The organism is Nonomuraea purpurea, from assembly GCF_042650645.1.
Classification (GTDB): Bacteria; Actinomycetota; Actinomycetes; order Streptosporangiales; family Streptosporangiaceae; genus Nonomuraea; species Nonomuraea purpurea.
In genome coordinates this window covers 42,706-66,376 of the sequence record NZ_JBHSBI010000009.1, presented here as the reverse complement: position 1 = coordinate 66,376, position 23,671 = coordinate 42,706, and the positions used below count along the sequence as shown (strand labels likewise).

Genomic DNA, 23,671 nt, shown 5'->3' with positions numbered 1-23,671 from the left:
GGGTCACGCGTCCCTGCGGATGAACACGCCCGCGGCCACGGCGAGCAGCACGGCCACCCACGCCGCCATGACCAGGCCGCCGGCCAACGGCTCGAACCTGACCTCAACCGGATAATTCCGGGCGAACATCTGCGCGCCCGCCACGTCCGGCAGGTACTTCGCCAGCGAGGTGACCCTGCTGAGCAGGAAGCTGACCGACACGACCGAGGTGTTGACGATGAACACGACCATCGGCACGACGCCGTTACGGGTCATGACGGTGACGGCGAAAGCGATCAGCGCCGTGAGCACCCAGTAGGCGACCGCCCCCGCGGGCCGCCAGCCGAGCGCCGTCAGCACCTCGCCGGGCGAGCCGGCATGCGGGCCGAGCAGGGCCAGCGAGATCAGGATGCCGCCGCCGACCGTGACGATCGCGAGCAAACCGCTGACGAGGGTCAGCACGATCGCCTTGGCCGCCAGCAGCACACCGCGGTTCGGGGTGGCGGTGAGGCTGACCGCGATCTGCCTGCCGCCGCCCGCGTCCTTGGTGGTGGGGGTGTACTCGCTGCCGATGATGACGACGCCGAGCACGATCACGCCGATGACGCCGATGGCCGGCATCTCAAGAATGAGGTTGAGGGTGAGGCCGTCCTCCGGCATGCCTCCGTCCAGCTTCGTGCGCCTGCTCGCCATGGACGTGGCGGTCAACACGAGCGTCAGCCCGGTGCCGAGCACGGTCGCGACCAGCGCGGACGGCAGCAGGACGAGCTTCCTGAACTCGGCGGCGACGGCGTTCAGCACGGTCACGACCTGCTCTCGGCGTCGCCGGAGCGATACACCGGATCGGTCAGGGCGAAGAACGCCTCCTCCAGCGAGGTGTGCCCGGCCGTGACCTCGGCGAGCGGCCCGGAGGCGACGACCCGCCCCGCGCTGATCACGATGAGGTCGTCGGCGACCTCGGCCATCTCGCTCATCAGGTGGCTGGAGATCAGCACCGCGCCGCCGCCCTTGGCGTACTCCTTCAGCAGCCGCCGCATCCAGCGGATCCCGTCGGGGTCGAGGCCGTTGACCGGCTCGTCCAGCACCAGCGCCGCGGGCTCGCCGAGCAGCGCCGCCGCCAGGCCGAGCCGCTGCCCCATGCCCAGCGAGAACGTGCCGACCCGCTTGCCCGCGACGTGCTCAAGACCGACCTCCGCCAGCGCCTGCGCCACGCGGCGTTTGGGGATGCCGTTGCTGCGCGCCACCCAGGACAGGTGGGCGCGCGCGGTGCGGGAGCGATGCGCGCCGCTGCCCTCCAGCAGCGAGCCGACCGTGCGCAACGGGTCGCGGAGCTTCCTGTACGGCAGGCCGCCGATCAGCGCGGTGCCCGCGTCGGCGCGGTCGAGTCCGAGCAGGATGCGCAGCGTGGAGGACTTCCCCGCCCCGTTCGGGCCGAGGAACCCCGTCACCCGGCCGGGCGCGACGGCGAAGGAGACGTCGCTGATGGCGACCTTGGCGCCATGACGTTTGGTGAGGCCGACAACTTCGATCATGGCTTGCAGCGTTCCAGCCGGGGACGGACGGCCGCATCGGCCAAAGGTTGACAGCTACCGCAGGCCGTCCACGTAGCCGGACTCGTAGGCCAGAATGACGAGCTGGGTGCGGTCGCGTACGCCGAGCTTGAGGAAGAGCCGGCTCAGGTACGTCTTGACGGTGGCCCTGCTGAGGAACAGGGCGGCGGCGATCTCCTCGTTGGACATCCCCTGGACGATCGCGGCCACGACGTCGCGCTCGCGCTCGGTCAGCCCGGACAGGCGGGCCGCGTCCGGGCGGGGGCGGGCGTAGCCGGCGATCATGCGTTTGGTCACCTCGGGGGCGAGCATCGCGTTGCCGTGGTGGACGGTGTGGACCGCCCGGAGGATCTCGTCGGTGCCGGCGTTCTTCAGCAGGAAGCCGCAGGCGCCGGCGCGCAGGGCCTCGTAGACGTACTCGTCCAGGTCGAACGTCGTCAGGATGACGACCTTGGCCTCGGGGTGGGCCGCGCAGATGGCGCGGGTGGCCTCCAGGCCGTCCATGACCGGCATGCGGATGTCCATCAGCACCACGTCGGGACGCAGCCGGGCGGCGGCCTCGACGGCCTGCCTGCCGTCACGCGCCTCGCCCGCCGCCGTCAGGGCGGGGTCGGCGCCGACGAGCTCGACGAGCGAGGCCCGCAGCAGATCCTGGTCCTCGGCGACCAGCACCCTGATCTGTTCAGTCACGAGGTCGCCTCCGGGAGGGGAATGACGGCGCGCAGCTCGAACCCGGCCTCCTGCCGGTGTCCCGCGGTGAAGTCGCCGCCAAGCAGCTCGACCCGCTCCCGCAGACCCACCAACCCGAACCCGGGCTCCGCGCGCACGGCCCGCGTACCGCCGTCGTCGGTGACCGCGATGTGTAACTCGCCGTTCGCGCCGCTCACCGTGACCGTGCAGCGGGCGCCCGGGGCGTGGCGGGCGGCGTTCGTCAGCCCTTCCTGGACGATCCGGTACGCCGCCAGCCCGACCCCGGCCGGAACGCCTTCCGCGTCCGTCACCGTCAGCGTCACCGGCACGCCGCCCTCCCGCATCCGGCCCGCCAGGGCGGCCAGGTCCCCGATCCCCGGCTGCGGACGGCGCTCGGCGGGCTCGCCGCTCTCGCGGACGGCGCCGAGCGTCGTGCGCAGTTCCTCCATCGCCTGCCTGCTCACCTGCTCGATCTGCCCGAGCCTGGCGCGCATGCGTCCCATGTCGTCGGCGCGGGCCGCGACACCGGCGGTCACGGCGATCGTGCCGAGCGAGTGGGAGACGACGTCATGGACCTCCCGCACCACGCGCAGCCGTTCGGCCGTCACGGCCCCGTGCCGTTCTGCCAGCATCGCGTGCTCGGTCTCCAGCGCCGCCTGGCGCGTCGTGGCGCCCAGCACCCAGGCCACGGCCAGCGCGGACAGGCTGAGCATCGTGTGGCGCACGGCGCTCTCCGCGTCGGCGGTCCCCAGGAACGCCACCGCCGCGATGCTCACCCCCACCGCCCACGCCACGGTCTTGAGCGACCTGGCGGACCCGTAGGTGAGGGCCACGCGATAGAGCACCCACGCCGAGGCGACGAACGGGTCCTGCGTCATCCCGAACGCGACGCCCGCCAGGGTCGCGGCGCCGACGACGGCCAGCGCCGCGAACGGCCGCCGCCCGCGCAGCAGCATGCCGGCGACCAGCAGCGCGATCAGCCCGGCGTGGGCCCAGGCGGCGCGTCCGCCGCCGTCGATCGGCAGCCAGAACACCAGGACGCACAGCGACGCGGCCGCCAGGTCCCAGCCGGCGGAGCCGCGCCGGTCGGGGTCGAACCAGTGCTGAGCCATACCGCAGACCTTACGAGCCCGAGGTGGTCAACCCCGTGGGAGCGTCCACGATGTGGGCGAGGGTGATCTCGCTCAGCAGGGCGTGTTCGTGGCTGCGGAGCTGGGCCCAGACGTCGGCCAGGGGCGCGGCGGCGGCGGGGAAGTGCTCGGAGCCCTGCTCGACGCCCTCGGTCACGTGGATCACGTCGGCGAGGCTGATCTCCTTGGCCGGGCGGGCCAGCCAGTAGCCGCCGTCGGGGCCTCTTTGGCTGCGTACCAGGCCCGCCCTGCGCAGTTGGAGCAGGATGTTGTCGCAGAATCGGCGCGGGATGTCCTGGGTGAGGGCGACCCATTCCGCGTGTACGGGGCCTTCCGCGGTCGCGAGGGCGACCATGGCGCACAGCGCGTACTGGGTGCGGGCGGAGATGCGCATCAGCCGTCCCGCCGCACTGCCGGCGGGACGGCGGCGGCCCTGGCGGGTGCGGCCAGGGCGGCGATCGGGGGCGCCGCACGGTGCTGTCGCGGCAGGCAGGGGCTTGAGGTCAATGATGCTCCTTTGTGATCGGCCTCCGGCCGAGGAGGTTCCCGCGTCCCGGGTCCGGCTCCCGTGCGAGAGGCCGCCGGACCCGGGACGTGGCTCAGGCGGAGGCGGTTTCTTCTTCCGTCGTCGTGCGGCGGGTCTCGTCCTCGACCGCCTCGACCGACTCGTGCGCCTTGTCGCGCCGGTACTCGCGCACCGAGTAGGCGATGGCGGCGGCCCACAGGACGGCGATGGCGACGTAGGCGATGGCCTGGACGTTGCCGGGGGCGTCGATCCATTCGCTGCGCAGCAGGGTGCGGACGTTGGTCAGGATGATGAGCCCGCCCACGGCCGAGCCGAGGATGCGCGGCGGGATGTGCCGGACCAGCCAGGCCGCGATCGGGGCGGCGATGACGCCGCCGAGCAGGAGCACGGCGACCCAGGCGAAGTTGATGTTCTCGGAGCCGATGCCGACGAAGAACCCGACGCTGGCGGCGATGGCGACGAGGAATTCGCTGGCGTCGATGGAGCCGATCACCTTGCGGGGCGCCAGGCGGCCGCTGGCCAGGATGGCGGGGGTGCCGACCGGGCCCCAGCCGCCGCCTCCGGTGGCGTCGACGAACCCGGCGAGCAGTCCGAGCGGCGTCAGGAAGCGCTTGCGCAGCGGCTTGCCCAGGTTGCCGCGCGGCAGTCCGTACGCGGTGAACCGGATGAGGATGTAGGCGCCCAGGGTCAGCAGGATGAGCGACATGACCGGAGCGGCGGTCTCGGTCGACAGGCTCGACAGGAACGTCGCGCCGGCGAACGCGCCGACGGCGCCGGGAACGCCGATCTTGCCGACGACCTTCCAGTCGATGTTGCCGAAGCGCCAGTGTGACAGGCCCGAGGCGAGTGTGGTGCCGATCTCGGCAAGGTGCACGGTGGCCGAGGCGGCGGCGGCGTTGGTGCCGATGGCCAGCAGCAACGTGGTCGAAGTGACGCCGTAGGCCATGCCCAGGCTGCCGTCCACGAGCTGTGCGGCGAAGCCGACCAGCCCGAGCAGGATGAGTGCTCGCACGGCACCCCCTTTCCCGATTAATCCTACTGTACAAGTAGGAATAATCATTAAGGCAAAGCGCACGCCAGTCAACCCCCATCCGCGAGGGAGTGCGCCCCGTGGCGCCCGAATCACGCGCCGCGACGGGGGTACGTGTACGCCAAGAGCCTGCAATGTGTATAAAGGTGAGCAAACGACACAAACGAGCCCGGAAGATTGTCACTAAAACCGACTGGTATAGTCGCTTTTGTCACGAGTCCAGTGCGAAGCCCCGGCTTGCTGGACGGCAACCCTCCCACCGCGGCGGGGTGCCCCGGGTGATGACATGGTCGTCGAGCTGAACGGTGCTCCCGGCGGCAAGCGCGGTCCTCCAGCCGTGCCCTGCCCCACCCCCGCGCCCTTGGCTCCAACGAAAGGGTAATGATGAAGGGCGGAGTCACTCGCCTGGCCGGAGCGGGCGCCGCGGTCATGCTCGCGCTCACGGCATGCGGCGGCGTCGACACGGGCGGATCGTCGGGTACGGGCGACGCGGGCCAGGCCAAACAGGAACTCACGGTGACCGCGTTCGCGGGCGCATGGGGCGAGCTGTTCAAGAAGTCGTTCGTCGAGCCGTTCGAACGCGACACCGGCGCGAAGGTCAACCTCGTCTACGGCGCCAACGCCGAATGGCTCACCAAGCTGCGGGCGTCCGGCGGCGAGAACCCGCCGTTCGACGTCATCGCCTTCACCCCCGACGCCTCCCTGCCCGCGTCCTCGGCCGGTCTGCTGCAGCCGCTCGACACCGCCAAGCTCACGCACTGGAAGGACATCGACCCCGTGCTGCGCGGCAAGTCGGCCTACCAGGGCAAGCAGTACGGCGTGCCGCTGACCACGGGCTCGACCGGCCTCCTCTACCGAACCGACAAGATCAAGACGCCGCCGTCGGACTGGTCGGACATCTTCGACAAGCAGTACTGCGGCCACATCGCCCTGCCCCCGCTGACCTACAACCCCGGCCTGGAGTTCTTCTCCGCCCTGGTCACCTCCGAAGGCGGCAAGCTGTCCGACCCCGCGGCCGTGGACAAGGCGTTCGCCAAGCTGGAGACGCTGAAGGGCTGCGTGTCGTCCTTCCCCGCCAACGCGGGCAACGCCGCCACCGTCATGGAGAACGGCGACGCCTGGATCATGCCCTTCTGGGACGGCCGCGCCTTCGCCATGGCCCAGGCGGGCTCCCCGATCGGCTTCACCTACCCCAAGTCTGGCCCGGTGGGGGCGCTGACCTCGTACTTCGTCGCCAGCGGCAGCAAGAACAGCGAGCTGGCCACCAAGTTCCTCGACTACCTGTCGGCGGCGCAGAACCAGAAGCCGTTCGCCGAAGGCACCTGGTACGCCGCCGGGAACGACGCCATCGACTACAGCCCGGCCTTCGAGGAGCGGGTCAAGCACGGGCCCGAGGTCTTCGAGAAGTTCATCTGGGTCGACTACACGGTCGCCACCCCCAAGCTCAACGAATGGCAGCAGCGGTGGAATCAGATCTTCGGCTGATCGAACTGCCCGGGGACGGGGCGGGACACGTCGAGATCGAGGGACTGGCCGCCGGCTACGAAGGCGCGCGGGTGCTCGATCTGGAGCGGCTGTCGATCCGCAAGGGCGAGTTCCTGTCCATTCTCGGGCCCAGCGGTTGCGGCAAGACGACGCTGCTCAACTCCATCGCGGGCTTCGTGCGGCCCACGGCGGGCCGGATCGTGATCGACGGCTCCGACGTCACCGACCGGCCGCCGTACCGCCGGGGTCTGGGCATGGTCTTCCAGAACTACGCGCTGTTCCCGCACATGACCGTCGCCGCCAACGTGGCGTACGGGCTGCGGGTGCGCCGCCTGGACCGGGCCGAACGCGAGGAGCGCGTCCGCGAGGCGCTGCGCCTGGTCGGCCTCGAGGGGTACGCCGAGCGCCGGCCCAAGCAGCTCTCCGGCGGCCAGCAGCAGCGGGTGGCGCTGGCCCGCGCCCTGGCCATCCGGCCCGCGGTGCTGCTGCTGGACGAGCCGCTGTCCAACCTCGACGCCAAGCTGCGCAGGGAGATGCGGGTGGAGCTGCGGGCCATCCAGCGCCGCATCGGCACCACGATGATCTTCGTCACGCACGACCAGGAGGAGGCTCTGGCGCTGTCCGACCGGGTGGCCGTCATGAACGGCGGCCGGATCGAGCAGCTCGGCACCCCCGACGAGGTCTACCGGCGGCCGGCGACCCGCTTCGTGGCGCAGTTCATCGGGGCGGCCAACGTCCTGGAGGGCACCGTCACGGCCTCGGGCGAGCTCGACGTCGGCGGGATCACCGTGGGCTGCGGGCCACTGCCGGTGGGCGTGGGCGAGCACGCGGTAGTGGCGATCCGCCCAGAACGCATCCGCCTGCGCACCGCCGACGAACCCGGTTCGACCGGCATTCCCGACACGCCCGCCTCAGCCCTCCGCACCACCGACCCGGCCGAAGCGAGCCCCAACACGGCTGGCGTCGAGACGGCCGGCGGGGTCGCGGGGACCGTGGGGTATCGGGCGTTCGCGGGTGACGCCTGGCACGTCGAGGTGCGGCTGGCCGACGGGCGCGCCCTGAGCGTGCAGAGCGCCGACACCGGCGCGGGCTCGGCTGACCCGCCGGGCGCGGGCACGCCGGTCGTGGCAACCTGGGACCCCGCCGACGTGATCATCCTCGACGCGGGACCCGAACCGGAGACCGGCGCGAAGCCCGGCACGGGACCCGAGGCGAGGTCCGGCGCGGGGTCGGAAGCCAAGCCCGACACGGGGCCCGCGGCGAAGCCCGGCGCGGAGCCCGGTGCCGGGCCTGAGGTGGGGGCGGGATGACGGTCGTATCGCCGGGCGCGCGCCCGGCGGCCCCCGCGCGCCGCCCCCGCTGGACGGGCTTCGTCTACGTCCTCCCGCTCCTGGTCTTCCTGGCGGCCCTGTTCCTGGTGCCGCTGGTCCGCCTGCTCCGCCTGAGCTTCAATCCGGTCGACGCCTTCAACGCCGCCCTGCCGGGCTGGACCCTGGAGCAGTACGGGCGGGTCCTCACCGAGCCGTACTTCTACGGCTCTCTCCTCCAAACGCTGGCCACGGCGCTCCTGGTGGCGGTCCTGTGCGTGACCCTGGCGTACCCGGCCGCCTACGCGCTGGCCCGCCAGCGTCCCGGCGTGGTGCGTACGCTGCTGTTCGTCATCGTGATCTCGCCGCTGCTGACCAGCGTGGTCGTGCGCACCTACGGCTGGGTGGTGCTGCTGTCGGGCAACGGGGTCGTCAACCAGGCGCTGGTCGCCACGGGCCTGCGGGACCAGCTGGCCCAGCTCCTGACCAGCTACCCGGCGGTCGTGGTGGCGGTGACGCACGTGCTGCTGCCGTTCGCGATCATCCCGCTGACCACGGCGCTCGGCGGCCAGGACCGCAACCTGCACCGCGCCTCGCAGACCCTAGGGGCCGGCCCGATCAGGACGTTCCTGCGGGTGACGGTCCCCCTGAGCCTGCCGGGGATGGTCACGGGCGCGCTGATCGTCTTCGCGCTGGCCATGGGCATCTACATCACGCCGCTGCTGGTCGGCGGGGTGACGCAGCCGCTGACGGGCATCCGGGTCTACGACCAGGTGACGACGGTGTTCGACTACCCGGTCGCCGCGGCGCTGAGCTTCGCGCTGCTGGCCCTCACGATCGTCTCCACCTCACTGCTCGCGGGCGTGTTCAGGATCTGGGAGAGGCGGCTTCATGGGTGAGCGGGGTTACGACAGGGGCGTGCGCCTGGCCGGGGCGGCCCTGGCGGCGCTGGTCTTCCTGTTCCTGATCGCGCCGCTGGTGGTGCTGGTGATCAGCTCGTTCAACCGGGCGGGCTCGATGGCGTTCCCGCCGTCGGGGTTGTCGCTGCGCTGGTACGCCGAGGTGCTCGGCTCGCCCGACTGGCAGGTCTCCTTCCGGCTGAGCGGCCTGCTGATGGCGCTGGTCGTGCCGACGACGGTGGTGCTCGGCACGCTGGCCGCCTACGGGCTGACGCAGGGTTCGTTCCCCGGCCGCCGGCTGCTCCAGGGGCTGGCGTTGTCGCCGCTGATGGTGCCGGAGATCATCATCGCGCTCGGCCTGCTGTACTACTTCCACGGCGTCGGCCTGATCAACTCGCTGCCGGGGTTGTGGCTGGCGCATTCGCTGGTCGCGCTGCCGTTCGTGGTGCGGGCGGTCATGGTGAGCGCGGCCCAGCTCGACCCGGCGCTCGAACGGGCGGCGACGAGCCTGGGCGCGGGCCGCATCCGGGTGTTCCTCACGGTGACGCTGCCGCTGCTGCGGCCCGGCATCCTGGCGGGCGGCGTCCTGGCGGCGGTCACGTCGCTGGGCGAGGTCGCCGTGACGGCGCTGGTGGCGGGCGCGAACACCACGACCGTGCCGCTGCGCATCTTCTCGGCCGTGCAGTACCAGCTCGATCCGTCGATGGCGGCGGTGTCCACGCTGCTCATGGCCGCGAGCGTGGTCGTGATGGTGGTCGCCGATCGGTTCGCTCGTATCTCGGAGGCATTGTGACCGGACAAACGGCGCGGATCGGGATCGACGTCGGGGGCACGTTCACGGACCTCGTCGCCGTCCTGCCCGAGCGCGATCTGGTGGTCCACCACAAGGAGCCGAGCACGCCCGCCGACCCCTCGCGGGCCGTCGCCGACGGCCTGGCGGCCGTCCTCGCGCGGGCGGAGCTGCGGCCCGAGGACGTCGCGGGCATCACGCACGGCACCACGATCGGCCTGAACGCCATCATCCAGCGCCGAGGCGCGCGGATCGCGCTGGTCGTGACCCAGGGCTACCGCGACCTGCTGGAGATCGGCCGCAGCCGCATGCCGTCCTCCTTCGACCTGTACGCGGGCAAGGAGGAGCCGCTGGTCCCCCGCAACCTCATCGTCGAGATCCCGGCCAGGCTCGGCCCCCGCGGAGAGCCCGCCGCCGTGCCGGACGCGGCCGAACTGGACCGCGTCGCGGAGCGGCTGCGCGCGACCCGCGCCGACGCGGCGGCGGTCGTGGTCCTGCACGGCTACACCGACCCGGACTTCGAGGAGGGGGTCGCGGCGAGCCTGCGCGAGCGGCTGCCAGGGCTGCCGGTGACCGCGTCGGCGACCGTCTGGCCGGAGGTGCGCGAGTACGAGCGCGCCCTGGTCGCCTGCATGAACGCCTACATCCAGCCCCTCATGCGCGACTACTTCACCCGCCTGGAGCGCCGGGTGCGCGGCCTGGAGGTGGCGGCGCCGATCTTCATCAGCGCGTCCAACGGCGGCTCGATGAGCCTGCGTTCTGCCGCCGAACGTCCCATCGAGACCGTGTTGTCGGGCCCGGCGGCCGGTGTGGCCGCGGCGGCACGGCTGGCACGCCATCTCGGGGACGTCAAGAGCGCCGGGAACGTCGAGGGCGTCGGCGGCACTGGCGGCATCGTCACCTTTGACATGGGCGGCACCAGCAGCGACATCGCCGTGACGGTCGGCGGCTCCCCCGAGCTGGCCACGCACACCACGGTCGGCGGGCTGCCGCTGATCGTGCCGGTCGTCGCGGTGAACGCCATCGGCGCGGGCGGCGGCTCGGTCGTCTGGGTGGACGGCCAGGGCGTGCTCAAGGTCGGTCCGGGCAGCGCGGGCGCCGATCCTGGTCCGGTGGCGTACGGCCGGGGAGGCGACCGCCCGACCGTGACCGACTGCTACCTGGTGACCGGGCTGATCGACCCGGCGACGTTCCTCGGCGGCCGGATGCCGCTCGACGCCGACGCCGCGGCCAAGGCGCTGAACGGCCTCCTGCCGGGAGGCGACGGGCAGTCCGCGCCCGACACGGCGGTGGCGGGAACGGCCTCGACCGCAGCGGCGGCCGGCGCGCTGCGCGTAACCACCGCCGCAGGCACGGCAGCGACCGCGGCGGCGGGCGCGCTGCGGGTGGCCACCGCGGGCATGGCCACCGAACTGCAGAAGATCATGGCGCAGCGCGGGCTCGACCCGCGCGGGTTCACGCTGGTGCCGTTCGGCGGGGCGGGGCCGACGCACGCCGCCATGCTCGCCGAGGAGGTCGGGATCAGCCACATCGTGGTGCCGCCGACGGCCGCCACATTCTGCGCGCTCGGCGCGGCGGGCGCCGACCTGCGCCGCGACTTCGCCCGCAGCCTGCGCCGCACCCTCGACCCCGACAGCGCCGAGCGCCTGACAGGCGTGCTCGCCGAACTGTCCGCCCAGGCCCACGACTGGCTGGCCGAGCAAGGAGACTCGCTGACCGGACAGCCCCGCGACCCACTGACCGGGCCCCGCAACCCGCAGACCGAACAGCCCCACAACCCGCTGACCAGGCCCCACGACCCGCAGACCGAACAGCCCCGCAACCCGCTGACCAGGCCCCACGACTCGCAGACCGGACAGCCCCGCGACGCGCTGGTCGAGCAGCACGGCGACGGGCCGGTGGCGCGGCTGTCGGCGGCGGCTGACATGCGCTACTCCGGCCAGGCGTACGAGCTGCGCGTCCCCCTCGACCCCAGCGGCCTCGACGTCGAGTCGATCGCCGAGGCGTTCCACGCCGAACACGAGCGCCTGTACGGCTTCCGCGACCAGCACGCCCCGATCGAGCTGGGCACCGCCCGGCTCGGCGTCGTCGGCCCCGTGGCCGAGCTGCCGCCGGTCCCCGTCCCGCGGGGAACGGGCGCGCCCCTGCACTCGGGACGGCGGCCCGTCCTGCTGGCCGGCGCCTGGCACGACGCCGCCGTGCACCAGCGGCCGTCCCTGGGTGTGGGCGACGCGTTCGACGGCCCCGCGATCGTCGAGCAGGACGACACCACCGTGGTCGTGCCGCCCGGCTGGTCGGGGGACGTCGACGGCGCCGGCAACCTCCACCTCCGTCGAAAGGCCTGAACGTGCGGCTCGACCCCGTCACCTTGGAGATCGTCGGCAACCGGCTGACGGCCATGACCGAGGAGATGTGCCTGACCCTGCAGCGGACGAGCCGGTCCCTGTACGTCAAGGAGACCGCGGACTTCTGCTGCGCGTTCGCCGGGCTGGACGGCGGTTTCGTCGCCTACCCGCGCGGGATCGGCGTCTCCGGCTTCGTCGGGCTGAACGTCCTGACCGCCGTGCGCGCCGCCGGCCCGCTGGAGCCCGGCGACGTGATCATCACCAACGACCCGTACCGGTCCGGCGGCCTGGCCACCCACCTGACCGACATCCAGCTCATCGAGCCCTATTTCCACGAGGGGGAGCTGATCGGGTACGGCTGGGCGTTCATCCACTGCTCGGACATCGGCGGCCGGGTGCCGAGCAGCCTGTCGCCGATCAACGACGAGATCTTCCAGGAGGGGCTGCAGATCCCGCCGGTCCGGCTGGTGCGCGCAGGCGAACCCGTACGGGACGTGGAGGCGCTGATCTCGGCCAACAGCCGCACGCCCGAAGCCAACCTGGGCGACATCCGCGCCATGCGGGCCGCCCTGCGCACCGGCGGCGAACGGCTGGCCGGCGTGATCGCGCAGCACGGTGTGGACACGGTGCTGGCCGCGCAGGGGGACCTGGTCGACTACAGCGCGGACAAGGCCCGCGCCGCCCTGGCCGGGCTCGGCGACGGGACGTACCGCTTCGTCGACTACCTCGACGACGACGCCGTCTCCGGCATCCCGGTCCGGCTGTCGGTCACCGCCACGCTCAAGGCCGGCGACCTGCACCTGGACTTCACCGGCACGGACCCGCAGGTGGCGGCCGCCTTCAACATCGCCACCCTGGGCCGGCCGCACGCCTGGATCACCACCCGCGTGCTCGCGCTCATCTGCACCCTCGACCCCGGCATCGCGCTGAACGCGGGGCTCATCGCGCCGATCAGCGTCACCACGCCGGAGGGTTCGCTGGTCAACCCCGTGCATCCGGCCGCCGTCGGCGTGCGGCACGCCTCGGCCAACCGCGTCAACGACGCCGTCGGGGGCGCGCTCGGGCTGGCCGCACCGCACGTCCTGCCGGCCGCCTCCAGCGGGCTGGTGGTGCCGGTCGTGGTCGCCGAGCCGCGCGGCAGCGGCCAGAACGTGCAGGTGCTGGAGCCGATGGTGGGCGGGACCGGCGCGCGCGAGGGCTCCGACGGGGTGGACGGGCGCGACAGCGGCATCTCGAACCTGTCCAACAACCCCGTGGAGACCGTCGAGACGGAGATCGGGGTCGAGATCCTCACCTACGGGCTGCGTCCCGACTCGGGCGGGGCCGGGCGGTGGCGTGGCGGCTGCGGGCTCGAACTCACCTTCCGCGTGCTCGGGGAGGGGTCGAAGCTGCTGGCCCGGGGGCTGGAGCGGATGTGTTTCCGCCCGTGGGGCGTGCGGGGCGGCGGGCCGGGGACGCCCACCGAGCTGATCGTCAATCCGGGCACGGCCCGGGAACGGCGGCACTTCAAGATCGACGTGCTGTCGCTGGAGCCGGGGGACGTCGTGAGCCTGCTGACCTCGGGCGCGGGAGGTTACGGCGACCCGTACACGCGCGATCCCGAGGCCGTGCTGCGGGATGTGGAGCGCGGGGTGGTGTCTCGGGAGGGGGCTGAGCGGGCGTACGGGGTGGTGGTGCGCGAGGCGGACGACGGCGGCCTGTCGATCGACGCGGCGGCCACGGCGGCGAGCCGAGGCGGCCAGTCGGCAACCTCGGACGCCGCAACTCCAGAGACGGCCACAGCGGCGAGCAGAGGCGGCCGGTCGGCAACTTCGGACGCCGCAGCTCCGAATGGCTTGACCGCCGCGTCGCCGGAGGCCGCCCGGCCGGGCGACTCTCTCGGCGCGGTGCCGCGGGAGGGCTTCGTCGGCGGCGGTCCTGAGCGGCTCGCATGGGAGTCGGTTTTCGACGTCGACGCCGTCGATCGCCTGGTGACCGCCCTCTTCCAGCTCCCGGGACCGGCCAGGACCCCGCGCCGCCGTGCCGTCTACACCCGCGTCCTCGACACACTCCCCGAGGGCTTCCCCAGGACTCCGCCCACGGCCGGGCAGATCGACACCGCCCGCCGTACACTCGCCGACGAGATCTTCGCACTGGAACGGGCACACGCATGAGCACCTTGACCGACGCCGTCATGGACGGGTTCGACGACGCGGCCCGCAAGGACCTCGCCGCCCTCTACCGCGACCTGCACCGTCACCCCGAGCCCGCCTTCAAGGAGGAACGCACGGCGGGCGTCGCGGCCGAGCGGCTGCGGGCGGCCGGGTTCGAGACGCACAAGGGCATCGGCGGCACGGGCGTGGTGGGCGTGCTGCGCAACGGCGACGGGCCGACGGTCGCGCTGCGGGCCGACATGGACGCGCTGCCGGTGCTGGAGGCGACGGGCCTGCCGTACGCCAGCACCGACACCTACAGGGACGCCGAGGGCCGGCAGGTGCCGCTCATGCACGCCTGCGGCCACGACATGCACGTCACCTGCCTGGCGGGCGCGGCGGAGTTGCTGGCCGCCGGCCGCGAACGGTGGCGGGGGACGCTGGTCGCGCTGTTCCAGCCGGCGGAGGAGATCGCCGCCGGGGCCAGGGCCATGGTGGACGACGGCGTGCTCGACCTGATCGGCCGCCCCGACGTCGTCCTCGGCCAGCACGTCTTCCCCAACCCGGCGGGAACGGTGCTCGTCAGCCCCGGCGAGGTCCTGGCCGCCGCCGACAGCCTCGAAATCCGCCTGTACGGCCGGGGCGGGCACGGCTCCCAGCCCGAACGCACCGTCGACCCGGTGGTCCTGGCCGCCGCCACCGTCATGCGCCTGCAGACGGTCGTCTCCCGCGAGATCTCGCCGTTCGACCGCGCCGTGCTGACGGTGGCCCAGATCCACGCGGGCCACAAGGAGAACGTCATCGCCGACGAGGCCACCGTCACCGTGAACCTCCGCTCGTTCTCGCCCGACGTCCGGCGCACGCTGCTGACCGCCGTCGAACGCGTCGTCAACGCCGAGGCCGCCGCCTCGGGCGCACCCCGTCCACCCGAGCTGCGCACCCTCAACGCCTTCCCCCTCACCAGCAACGACCCGGCCGCGACCGCCACGGTCCACGACGCCTTCACGCGCCGCTTCGGCTCGCAGCGGGTGACGGAGATGGCGCCGCTGATGGGCAGCGAGGACTTCGGCGTCTTCGGCGCCGAAGCCGGCACCCCCTCGGTTTTCTGGGGCCTCGGCGGCGCCGACCCGGACCGGTACGCGCAGGCGGAGCGAGAGGGCAGCCTGTCGCAGGACATCCCGGGCAACCACTCCCCCGCCTTCGCCCCCGTCATCCTCCCCACACTGCCGACGGGTGTCGAGGCCCTGGTGACGGCGGCACTGGCCTGGCTTCCCGAACGGTAGCGGCCACCTGGCATCCCGAACGGCAAGAACCGCCTGGCATCCTGAACGGCAGGAGCCAGCTGGCTTCCGCGCCGCCTTCGCCGAGCGGTAGGGGGTTCGTTCAGCTGTGCGAGACTTGGGCGAATGCTGCCAGAGGAGATTCACGACATAGCCGGGGCGCTGGGCCGCGAGGTGGTGGCGACCCGCACGCTGGCGGGCGGCTTCTCCCACGAAACCTGCCTGCTCACCCTGGCCGAGGGGCCGCCCGTGGTGGCCAGGCTCGGCGGCCCCGATCCCGCCGTCGAGGCCGCGGTCATGGCCGCCGCCCGCCGGTACGCGCCCGTCCCCCAGGTCCTGCTCGTCCTGCCCGCCACGAAGGGCTCCCGACCGGCCATGGTGCTCGAGTACGTGGCCGGCACCCCACTCAGCCACGTCCTCGGCGAGGACCTTGTGGACACCGCGGGCGCTGCGGATGTGGGTGCGCTCGGCACGGAGGTCGGGCGGGTGGTCGCGGGTATCGGCGCGGCGACGTTCGACCGTCCTGGCTTCTTCTCCGGTCAGAACCTCACCGTCCGCCCGGAACGTCCCTGGTCCAAGCAGCTCCCCGAGATGGCCGAAACCTGCATGACCGCCACTCCCCCGTCCCGCCTGGCCCCGGCCACCAGGGAGGCGTGGGTGGAGCTGTGCGCGGCCCACGCTCCCGCGCTGGTCAGCGTCGACGACCACGCCCGGCTCGTCCACGCCGACATCAACCCCAAAAATCTCCTGGTCACCCTGGCGCGGGACGGCTGGCGCGTGGACGCCGTACTGGATTGGGAGTTCAGCTACGTGGGCTGCCCGTACGGCGACGCCGCGAACATGCTCCGGTTCGGCGCCGACTACCCACCCGCCTTCGTTGACGGCTTCCGCACCGCCTTCGCCGAGCACCAGCCCGACGATCTGCCGGTAGCGGAGGACTGGGCGTACCTCGGACGGGTGCTGGACATGTTCGCCCTCAGCGACCTCGTCACCCGCCCTGTCGGCCATCCCGTGGCGGACCAGGCCGCCGAGCAGATCCGGCAGTGGGTGACACGCGGCGTACCCGACTGATGGGCGCAGTTGATCAGAGCCGTCACGGCCAGGCCAGCGGCCACACCAGCGCTTGCTCGCCACGCTCGCCCGCGACGACGTAGCGATCGCCGGCCGCCAACGGCAGCGCGCCGACCTCCGCCACCGACCTGCCGATCACGCGCCCGGAGGTGAGGTCCCAGACCTGCGCGGACGCGGTGCCCTCGGCGAAGTCCGCGACCAGCGCGATGGCTCTGCCACGGACCGTCGCCGTGCGCTTCGGAACCGGCACGGTGATCGGCGCTGCCTGGTCGCGGCCGGTGCGGGGGTCGAGCACGCGTGTCTCGCGCTGCAGGTCGCGCCCGGCGAACAGCGCCGGACTACAGCCGAAGAGCCCCAGGCCGGTGAAATCGGGCGGTGGTGTCATGGTGAACGACGACAACACCCGTCCCGTGGTGGCGTCCCAGATCCTGACCCGGCCCTGGTCGTCGTAGGCGGAGACCAGAGGTCGTCCGCCGACGACCGCGAGTTCGCGGGCGCCGGGCCAGCGGTTGTCCGTCTCCAGCCGGGCGGTGCGCAGGAGCCGGCGCGTGCGCAGGTCCCAGGCGTACACGACGCCGGGCTCGGACGCGGCGACGAAGGCGTACACCGTCGTTCCGCTCACCCGCCGTACCGGCTCCAGCCCTGCCACGTGCTCGTCCTGACCGAGTGGTGCGGGCAGAGCCAGGGCTCCGAGGCCGGTGGCCGTACGCGGGTCCCACAGCTTGATCGAGCCGCGCTGGGTCGCGGTGACCGCGACCGTGTTGCCGTCGAGGTCGGCGACGGCCAGGTGGGCCAGGGCGTCGCCGGGCGGGACCGGGTGGCGGGCGGGCAGGCCCGCAGGATGGCCGGTGGCGGCGTCGAAGGTACGCAGCGTGCCGTTCTTCTCCGAACTCACCACCACCTGCCGCCCGTCCACCTCGACGGGCCTGGCCGCCACGACCCGATCCATCACCGTGGCGGGCTCCTGGCGGCCGATCTGCTTGCGCGTGCGTACGTCCCAGAGCCGGACGCTGTTGTCCGCGCTGCCGCTCAGCAGGACCTGCCGGCCGTCGAGCGTTCCGGTGGCCAGCGCGGTCACCACGTCGTCGTGGCCGGTCAGCGTGCCCGTGGAGCGTCCGCCGAGCTCGCGGACGGCGATGACGGCCTCGCTTCCTTCGGCCGCCAAGCCCAGAGCCAGCGTGGCCGGCGCGGTGCCGGTGAGCACGGTGGAGGCGGTGTACTGCGCGGTCTCATCGTCGTTGACGCGCAGGTGGGGCCCGCTCTTTCCGGTCGCCAGATCGAAGCTGCGAACGCCGGCGTAAGAGCGGATGAGGAGAGTCGCGCGCCCGCGCACCTCGGTGATGGCCGCCCAGTCGGCCGTGGCGTTCTCCTCCTCCAGATAGATCGGCGGGCCGGCCTCCCGTCCCGAGGCCAGGTCCCACACGCGTATCGGGCTCTCCTCGCCCTCGTCGACCACCGCGATCTCCTTGCCCCGCAGGCGCCCCGTGGCGATCACACGTCCGCCGGGGACGGGGAGCTCACGCACGGTGCGGCGGGTGACCGGATCGATGACGCGCACGGCGCGCTCGCCGCCCGCGAACAGGACAGGGACGCCCCGGTAGGAGCCGGGCAAGACGGCCGAACCTGCGGGAAAGCGCAGCAGGATCGTACGTGCGGCCAGATCCCACAACCGCGTGCCGTATTCGCCCGACGTCAGGACGCCGGAACGGCCGCCCAGATCGACAAAGGCGGCGGCAGTGCCCTCCAGAGGCTCCGCCGCCGGCTGAAAGCCCGGAAGCCCCCAGAACCTGACCGTGCCCTCGGCACCCGCCGTGACGGCGATGGGCCGTCCGCCCAACCGGCCGAAGCCGACGGTGTTGACGTCGCCGTGGCCGCCCGCGGACAAGGGAACCGCCCGGCCGAGCGTGGGCTCGGCCGGGTGGGGCGGCGGGCAGACGCCTGGCGTGGGCCACGCCCGGGGTGTGTCGCCGGACAACGCACCTGAGCCACCCAGCAGCGACAGGCACATGCCAACGGCCATGAACTCCGTCAGACGGCGGGCGATCGAGATCATGCTGGTTTGGATGCCGGACCCGGCTCCTTGGTTCCGAGCTTCCGGCCGCACAGGAGCAGCGTGGAGCGGTGTTCGTGGCCGAGGACGGCGGCGAGGTGGTCGGTGTGGTGTCCGTTGGGCTACAAGGAGGAGACCATCCGCCTGACCCGCCCCCTCGGTCCCCTGCCCGACTGACCTCGGTGCTCTGGTAGGAAGGGGTTCATGATCCCCAGCCGAGGATGTCCGCCCGAGGCAGATGCCGCGGTGACCGGATGAGTGACGTCGCGGCGTTCCAGGAAAGAGGCGCGGAGTGACTGATCGGTACGTCGTCCACCTGGGTCTCGGTGCGTTCGCCCGTTCGCACACGGCCTGGTACACCCGGCACACCGGCTGGCGCATGATCGGCTTCACGGGTCGCGGGCCCGGTGTCGCGCGTCTGCTCAGCCGACATGGTGGCGCTTACCACGTCCTGACCCGCCACCCCGATCACGACGCGGCCGAACGCGTGGAGGTCCTGGCCGGGGTGCACGTCGGCGCCGATCTGGCGGCCTGGCTTGAGGCGTGCGCGTCCCCCTCGACGCATGTCGTGACGGTGACCGTCACCGAGAAGGGTTATCGCCTGACCCCGTCCGGTTCCCTGGATCTGGACGACGCCGACGTCCGCGCCGACGTCGAACTGCTGCGTACCGCCCCGTTCGGCGCGCCCGCGCGGACCGCTCCCGGCCGCCTCGCCCAGGGGTTGCTCGCGCGCGCCGACCGCGCCCCCGACGCGCCCGTCGCGGTGGTCGGCTGCGACAACCTGCGCGGTAACGGGCGGCTCGCAGAGCGGGCGGTGCTCGGCATGCTGGAAGCGGTGCCGGGCCGGTCGGAGTGGGTGCGCGGGAACGTCGGGTTCGTCTCCTCGATGGTGGACCGGATCACGCCCGCGGCCACGCCCGAGGATCTGGCCCAGGTGCGCGCGCTCACGGGCGTGGACGACCCGGCCGCCGTGGTGGCGGAGCCGTTCGCCGAGTGGGTGCTCGACGACGCCTTCCCCGCGCAACGCCCCCGCTGGGAGGTTGCGGGGGCCGTGCTGACCTCGCAGGTCGCGGGCCACGAGCTGCGCAAGCTCCTCGTGCTCAACGGCGCCCACACGCTTCTGGCCCACACCGGCCTGCTCAAGGACGTCAGGACTGTCGCCGGGGCGATCGCCCGTCCAGAGCTCCTCGAACTCCTCACGGCCTGGTGGCAGGCCGTACGCCCGCTGCTGCCGTTCCCCGCCCCCGAGGTCGACGCCTACGAGCGGGCGGTGCTGGAGCGTTTTCGCAACGCTCGCATCGAACACCGGCTCACCCAGATCGCCACCGACGCCGCCGAGAAGCTCCGCGTGCGCGTGCTGCCCCTCCTCAACGGCAATGCCGTGGAGCAGGTCGTCGTGGAGCAGCTTGCCGCGTGGATCGCGTGCTGGCGGGCGGGCGTCGCCCCGGACGACCCGCTCGGCCCCCGGCTGGCGCGGGCGGCGCGCGGCGTGCCTCAGGAGGCCGCCGCCCGCATGCTGGCGCTCCTCGACCCGGCCCTCGCCGACGACCACGACCTGCGGACCCGTGTAGGAGATCGCCTCCGGGACTTTTAGAGCGTCACTCCAGGTTGGAGATCATGCGGCTGAGCGTGCCCATGAAGGCCTCGTACTCCTCCGGCGAGATGCCGTCGAGGGCACGCACGTTGGCCGCCCGCGCGCCGAGCGTGAGCTCGGCCTGGATGGCGCGGGCCCGCTCGGTGAGGGTGTAGCGGGAGCGCCGCCGGTCGTCGGGGTCGGTGGTGCGGATGACCAGGCCGTCGCGCCGCATGCGGTTGAGCGTGTGGGCCATCGTCGACTGGTCGATCCTGACGCGTTCGCACAGCTCCTGCTGGGTGAGCCCGTCCCGTTCGTACAGGGCCAGGAGCTGGGCGAACTGTCCCGGCGTGACGCCGGTGCCGGCGATGCTGACCCGCAGCCCGTTGCCGAGCAGCCGGGCCAGGTGGTTGATCTGGTCGCCGAGGGACGACTGCCGGGGCAGTGAGCTCACACACGTTCCTTCGCACGGTCCTGCTTTATATGGCGTGCCATGGACTATACATGGCAAGCCACATATTCAGCAGCGATACTTCTTGTTCTGCTCGGCGACCACTTCGGCGGGCATCGGCTCGTCGGCGACCCGCACGGCGACCATGCCGCCCTTGACCATGTAGCCCCCGGTCACGTACATCGAATCGGGCACCGACGCCACTTCCTTCGAGTCGTCCCCCTCTCCGACCACGAACTGGTCGACGCTCAGGCCGCGCTCCTTGAGCAGGACCCGCATCTCGGGCACGCGCTTGTTGTAGTAGGGCACGCAGTGCATCGGCTCTCCGGACATGTCGATGCCGGTGATGACCTCGAGATTCTCGCCGGTGCGGGCCTTACGGCCGAGCATGATCTCCGCTCTGCCGGAGAAGTCCTTGGCGATCATGAGTCCGACCGGGCAGCTCCGCGTCCACGTGCACTTCTCCGGCCGGTCGATGGTCTTGATCTGGTCGGCGTAGATGAACGGGCCGGGTGGCTGGTCTTCGACCGCCATGGGCATGATCTCGCCGACCCTGCTCGGCGTCACCGGCGCCACGCGCAGGATGACGTCGATGCCCTTCGCCTTGAGCTCGTCCTCGTACACCTTGGCGTTGGCGTAGAGGTCCTTGACCTCGATCATCCAGAAGTCGCCCTGCTCCTTGATGTCGAGCGCGGCCGCGGGCGGGGTGTGCAGGAGCGCCGGCACCGCCCAGGCCGCCGCCCCGACCGCCGCGGCGACGGGGAGCGCGGCGTACACGCGCCACCTCCTGCCGCTTCTGGCAACAGCGGGCACGGCCTCCGTCTCCATGATCTGGTCCAGCATCTCCCGCGCGCCCGGGGTCAGGCCGGGGCCCGGGTGGGGGGCCAGTCGCCGGACGGCTTCGTCGACGTTCACGCGTTCTCCTTGGCGAGTTTGACGGCGCGCACGCCGTACCTGTCGAGGTCCTCATCGAGGGCGGCCAGTTCGGCGGCCAGCCGTTTGCGGGCGCGGTGCAGGCGCTGCCGCACGGCCATCCGCGAGCAGCCCAGCACCTTGGCGATCTCCGCGGTGCCGAGCTCCTCCCAGCCGACCAGCGCCAGCAGCTCCCTGTCGTCGTCGGACAGGCGCGCGAACGCCTCCCCGAGCGCGGCGGGGGCCCGCCCCGCCGGGTCGTTCCACTCGGCGAGCTCTTCGCGCAGGCGCTGGGCCAGGGCGGTCCTTCTGGACTCGCCGCGGCGGTGGTTGGCCAGGACGCGCCTGGCCACGCCGTACAACCAGAGCCTGGCCGCATCGCCGGCCGGCACGTCGCCGAGCCGCCGCCAGGCCGTCGTGAACGTCTCGGCGATCACGTCGGCGGTGTCGTCTGGATGGTCGGTACGCCGGTGGACGTAGCCCGAGACGGCCGCATAGTGCTCCGTGTAGAGCTCTTCGAAGCGGCGCCGGGGGTCGGCTGCGCCCACGTCGTCGTCCTTCCGATACGGGAATCTCACAACACAGTAGGTGTCCGGATCTTTCCCGATGTGACAGGACGTCAGCGCGGCGCAGGCCGCCCGGCGGCGTCGGCGATGTCGTTGGCCGCCACGTAGCCGAAGGTCATGGCGGGGCCGAGGGTCGAGCCCGCGCCCGCGTAACTGTGACCCATGACGGCGCCGCTGGCGTTGCCCGCCGCGTACAGGCCGGGGACGACCGAGCCGTCCACCCGCAGCACGCGGGCCCGCGCGTCGGTGCGCATGCCGCCCTTGGTCCCGAGGTCACCAGGGACGATCTTGAAGGCGTAGAAGGGCGGCAGCCAGAGCGGTGCCAGGCAGGGGTTCGGCTTGACGGACGGGTCGGTGTAGTAGCGGTCGTAGACGCTGTCGCCGCGGTGGAAGTCCGGGTCCTTGCCGTTCTGGGCGAAGGTGTTGAACCGGTTGATCGTGCCGCGCAGGGCCGTGGGCGGGACGCCGATCTTCTCGGCGAGCTGCTCGACGGTCCAGGCCTTGTGCACGGCGCCGCCGTCGTACCAGGAGTCGGGCAGCGGCAGCAGCGGGGCGATGTCCTTGAACAGGTAGCGGTTGCGGTAGTTCTGGTCGGTGATCAGCCAGGCGGGGATGTGCGGCGCAGACGGGGTGTTGCGGTCGTACATGATGTGGACCACGTCGCTGTAGGGCGCGCCCTCGTTGGCGAAGCGCACGCCGTTGCCGTTGACCATGAGGGAGCCGGGCAGGGTGCGCTCGGCCAGGCAGAAGTACGACTCGTCGGGCAGCGGGATGGCGGGCCCCCACCAGGCGTCCTCCATGAGGTCCAGGGCGGCGCCCACGCGCTCGCCCGCCTCGATGCCGGCGCCGGTGTTCTCCTTGGCGCCGACCGTCCAGCTCGTCCCGATGGGCTGGCGCTGGAACTCCGCGCGCATCGCCGCGCTGTGCTCGAAGCCGCCCGAGCCGACGATCACCCCGTGCCTGGCCTTGACCAGGCCCTTGGAGCTGACCACGCCGGTGACGCGGCCCGACTCGACCCGCAGGTCCTGCAGCGGGGTGTTGAGCCACACGGGCACCCCGGCGGCCAGCAGCCCGGCGCGCAGGCCGCCGGCCAGGCTCTGCCCCATGGTGAGCGGCTTCTCGCCGCGCAGCGCCGCCTGCGTGCCCCGCAGCAGGCACGCGGTGGCCACCTCCAGGCCCTTGCCGTTGACCAGGCTGAGCGTCAGCCACTTGTAGTCGGCGCTGAAGACGACCATGCCGGCCGGGACGGGGATGTAGGAGGGGTTGAGGCGGGCCAGCTCCGCCCCCAGGATGTTGCCGTCGAGCTGGTCGGGCTCGATGGAGCGCCCGGCCGGCATCCCTCCGGGGAACTCGGGATAGTAGTCGGAGTAGCCCTCCATGAACCGGAAGCGCAGCGGGCTGTTCCGCATCACGAACGAGATCATGTTCGGTCCCGCCGCCAGGAACGCCTGCTGCCTGGCTGACGGCACCGTGTCGCCCACGACGCGCGCGAGGTAGGCGGCGGCTTTGGCGGGGGTGTCGGGGACTCCGGCGGCCAGGATGACCTCGTTGTTGGGGATCCAGATGCCGGCGCCGGAGCGGGCCGCGGACCCGCCGAACGTCGGCGCCTTCTCGATCACCACGACGCTCAGGCCCCGCTTGGCCGCGGTGAGCGCGGCCGTCATCCCCGCGGCCCCCGAGCCGACGACCACCACGTCGTACTCGGCGTCGGCGGCGGCCGGGGTCTGGCCCAGCGCCGCACCGGTCATGAGGATCCCGCCGGCGACGAGCAGCGAGCGGCGGCTGGGAGACGAAGGCGCGACAGACTCCATGAGGCGATCCCTTCGGGAAGCGGCCATGGCGCCTCGCGCCTGACGCCACGGCCGTGCGAAAGCGGACGGCGAGTCGCGCGGCCCCTCGCCTCAC

General features: G+C 72.4%; 20 protein-coding genes and 1 riboswitch. Of the genes, 9 read left to right on the top strand and 11 right to left on the bottom strand.

From position 1 onward, the window contains the following. Window positions 1-3 precede the first annotated feature (3 nt). The 6 genes from ACFOY2_RS19020 to ACFOY2_RS18995 form a co-directional block, all read right to left on the bottom strand. Entirely contained in the window at window positions 4-786 is a 783-nt protein-coding gene (locus tag ACFOY2_RS19020) for an ABC transporter permease (protein WP_379529388.1), read from the bottom strand. After that, window positions 783-1,511: an ABC transporter ATP-binding protein gene (locus tag ACFOY2_RS19015; protein WP_379529387.1), complete on the bottom strand. Its 729-nt coding sequence runs from the start codon at window positions 1,509-1,511 to the stop codon at window positions 783-785. The genes ACFOY2_RS19020 and ACFOY2_RS19015 overlap by 4 nt, the downstream gene beginning before the upstream one ends. A gap of 54 nt (window positions 1,512-1,565) precedes the next feature. Then, entirely contained in the window at window positions 1,566-2,219 is a 654-nt protein-coding gene (locus tag ACFOY2_RS19010) for a response regulator (RefSeq protein ID WP_379529386.1), read from the bottom strand. Further along, window positions 2,216-3,331 carry a sensor histidine kinase gene (locus ACFOY2_RS19005; RefSeq protein ID WP_379529385.1) on the bottom strand — a complete coding sequence of 372 codons (1,116 nt, stop codon included), beginning with the start codon at window positions 3,329-3,331 and terminating at the stop codon, window positions 2,216-2,218. The genes ACFOY2_RS19010 and ACFOY2_RS19005 overlap by 4 nt, the downstream gene beginning before the upstream one ends. A 10-nt stretch (window positions 3,332-3,341) precedes the next feature. Beyond that, entirely contained in the window at window positions 3,342-3,743 is a 402-nt protein-coding gene (locus ACFOY2_RS19000) for an RrF2 family transcriptional regulator (protein WP_379529384.1), read from the bottom strand. Between the two features lie 205 nt (window positions 3,744-3,948). Next, window positions 3,949-4,887, bottom strand: a complete 939-nt coding sequence (locus ACFOY2_RS18995; RefSeq protein ID WP_379529383.1) for a sulfite exporter TauE/SafE family protein — start codon at window positions 4,885-4,887, stop codon at window positions 3,949-3,951. 227 nt (window positions 4,888-5,114) lie between these two features. Beyond that, a riboswitch (SAM riboswitch) is annotated at window positions 5,115-5,235 on the top strand. A gap of 51 nt (window positions 5,236-5,286) precedes the next feature. Between ACFOY2_RS18995 and ACFOY2_RS18990 the strand changes: the two genes are divergently transcribed. The 8 genes from ACFOY2_RS18990 (at window position 5,287) to ACFOY2_RS18955 (ending at window position 16,214) form a co-directional block, all read left to right on the top strand. Then, entirely contained in the window at window positions 5,287-6,390 is a 1,104-nt protein-coding gene (locus ACFOY2_RS18990) for an ABC transporter substrate-binding protein (protein WP_379529382.1), read from the top strand. After that, window positions 6,357-7,700: an ABC transporter ATP-binding protein gene (locus ACFOY2_RS18985; RefSeq protein ID WP_379529381.1), complete on the top strand. Its 1,344-nt coding sequence runs from the start codon at window positions 6,357-6,359 to the stop codon at window positions 7,698-7,700. Before ACFOY2_RS18990 ends, ACFOY2_RS18985 begins: the two co-directional genes overlap by 34 nt. Beyond that, the gene (locus ACFOY2_RS18980) at window positions 7,697-8,596 is read left to right on the top strand and encodes an ABC transporter permease (RefSeq protein WP_379529380.1); all 900 of its coding nucleotides are present in this window, start codon (window positions 7,697-7,699) and stop codon (window positions 8,594-8,596) included. The genes ACFOY2_RS18985 and ACFOY2_RS18980 overlap by 4 nt, the downstream gene beginning before the upstream one ends. Continuing rightward, window positions 8,589-9,389: an ABC transporter permease gene (locus ACFOY2_RS18975; protein WP_379529379.1), complete on the top strand. Its 801-nt coding sequence runs from the start codon at window positions 8,589-8,591 to the stop codon at window positions 9,387-9,389. The genes ACFOY2_RS18980 and ACFOY2_RS18975 overlap by 8 nt, the downstream gene beginning before the upstream one ends. Then, window positions 9,386-11,731: a hydantoinase/oxoprolinase family protein gene (locus ACFOY2_RS18970; protein ID WP_379529378.1), complete on the top strand. Its 2,346-nt coding sequence runs from the start codon at window positions 9,386-9,388 to the stop codon at window positions 11,729-11,731. The genes ACFOY2_RS18975 and ACFOY2_RS18970 overlap by 4 nt, the downstream gene beginning before the upstream one ends. 2 nt (window positions 11,732-11,733) lie before the next feature. After that, window positions 11,734-13,884 carry a hydantoinase B/oxoprolinase family protein gene (locus ACFOY2_RS18965; RefSeq protein WP_379529377.1) on the top strand — a complete coding sequence of 717 codons (2,151 nt, stop codon included), beginning with the start codon at window positions 11,734-11,736 and terminating at the stop codon, window positions 13,882-13,884. Further along, on the top strand, window positions 13,881-15,146 hold the full coding sequence (locus ACFOY2_RS18960; protein WP_379529376.1) for an amidohydrolase: 1,266 nt from the start codon (window positions 13,881-13,883) through the stop codon (window positions 15,144-15,146). The genes ACFOY2_RS18965 and ACFOY2_RS18960 overlap by 4 nt, the downstream gene beginning before the upstream one ends. 123 nt (window positions 15,147-15,269) lie before the next feature. Continuing rightward, window positions 15,270-16,214: a phosphotransferase family protein gene (locus ACFOY2_RS18955; protein ID WP_379529375.1), complete on the top strand. Its 945-nt coding sequence runs from the start codon at window positions 15,270-15,272 to the stop codon at window positions 16,212-16,214. A 22-nt stretch (window positions 16,215-16,236) separates the two neighbouring features. Here the strand turns inward: ACFOY2_RS18955 and ACFOY2_RS18950 are convergent, their stop codons facing one another. Next, window positions 16,237-18,267: a WD40 repeat domain-containing protein gene (locus tag ACFOY2_RS18950; RefSeq protein ID WP_379529374.1), complete on the bottom strand. Its 2,031-nt coding sequence runs from the start codon at window positions 18,265-18,267 to the stop codon at window positions 16,237-16,239. A 289-nt stretch (window positions 18,268-18,556) separates the two neighbouring features. Here ACFOY2_RS18950 and ACFOY2_RS18945 point away from each other — a divergent pair, with 289 nt between their 5' ends. Then, window positions 18,557-19,858, top strand: coding sequence for a mannitol dehydrogenase family protein (locus ACFOY2_RS18945; protein ID WP_379529373.1), 1,302 nt, complete (start codon window positions 18,557-18,559; stop codon window positions 19,856-19,858). A 4-nt stretch (window positions 19,859-19,862) separates the two neighbouring features. On the opposite strand, the gene ACFOY2_RS18940 is transcribed toward ACFOY2_RS18945, so the two are convergent. The 4 genes from ACFOY2_RS18940 to kstD form a co-directional block, all read right to left on the bottom strand. Continuing rightward, the gene (locus ACFOY2_RS18940) at window positions 19,863-20,291 is read right to left on the bottom strand and encodes a MarR family winged helix-turn-helix transcriptional regulator (protein WP_379529372.1); all 429 of its coding nucleotides are present in this window, start codon (window positions 20,289-20,291) and stop codon (window positions 19,863-19,865) included. A 66-nt stretch (window positions 20,292-20,357) separates the two neighbouring features. After that, on the bottom strand, window positions 20,358-21,203 hold the full coding sequence (locus ACFOY2_RS18935; protein WP_379529371.1) for a hypothetical protein: 846 nt from the start codon (window positions 21,201-21,203) through the stop codon (window positions 20,358-20,360). Continuing rightward, window positions 21,200-21,748, bottom strand: coding sequence for an RNA polymerase sigma factor (locus ACFOY2_RS18930; RefSeq protein ID WP_379529370.1), 549 nt, complete (start codon window positions 21,746-21,748; stop codon window positions 21,200-21,202). The genes ACFOY2_RS18935 and ACFOY2_RS18930 overlap by 4 nt, the downstream gene beginning before the upstream one ends. A 71-nt stretch (window positions 21,749-21,819) precedes the next feature. Further along, the gene (gene kstD / locus ACFOY2_RS18925; RefSeq protein WP_379529369.1) at window positions 21,820-23,577 is read right to left on the bottom strand and encodes a 3-oxosteroid 1-dehydrogenase; all 1,758 of its coding nucleotides are present in this window, start codon (window positions 23,575-23,577) and stop codon (window positions 21,820-21,822) included. Between the last annotated feature and the right edge of the window lie 94 nt (window positions 23,578-23,671).

Bases quoted from the DNA above. Each gene is read 5' to 3' on its own strand.
- ACFOY2_RS19015 (WP_379529387.1), bottom strand. From the start codon at position 1,511: ATGATCGAAGTTGTCGGCCTCACCAAACGTCATGGCGCCAAGGTCGCC.
- ACFOY2_RS19005 (WP_379529385.1), bottom strand. From the start codon at position 3,331: ATGGCTCAGCACTGGTTCGACCCCGACCGGCGCGGCTCCGCCGGCTGG.
- ACFOY2_RS19000 (WP_379529384.1), bottom strand. From the start codon at position 3,743: ATGCGCATCTCCGCCCGCACCCAGTACGCGCTGTGCGCCATGGTCGCC.
- ACFOY2_RS18990 (WP_379529382.1), top strand. From the start codon at position 5,287: ATGATGAAGGGCGGAGTCACTCGCCTGGCCGGAGCGGGCGCCGCGGTC.
- ACFOY2_RS18985 (WP_379529381.1), top strand. From the start codon at position 6,357: ATGGCAGCAGCGGTGGAATCAGATCTTCGGCTGATCGAACTGCCCGGG.
- ACFOY2_RS18980 (WP_379529380.1), top strand. From the start codon at position 7,697: ATGACGGTCGTATCGCCGGGCGCGCGCCCGGCGGCCCCCGCGCGCCGC.
- ACFOY2_RS18975 (WP_379529379.1), top strand. From the start codon at position 8,589: ATGGGTGAGCGGGGTTACGACAGGGGCGTGCGCCTGGCCGGGGCGGCC.
- ACFOY2_RS18960 (WP_379529376.1), top strand. From the start codon at position 13,881: ATGAGCACCTTGACCGACGCCGTCATGGACGGGTTCGACGACGCGGCC.
- ACFOY2_RS18955 (WP_379529375.1), top strand. From the start codon at position 15,270: ATGCTGCCAGAGGAGATTCACGACATAGCCGGGGCGCTGGGCCGCGAG.
- ACFOY2_RS18950 (WP_379529374.1), bottom strand. From the start codon at position 18,267: ATGATCTCGATCGCCCGCCGTCTGACGGAGTTCATGGCCGTTGGCATG.
- kstD (WP_379529369.1), bottom strand. From the start codon at position 23,577: ATGGAGTCTGTCGCGCCTTCGTCTCCCAGCCGCCGCTCGCTGCTCGTC.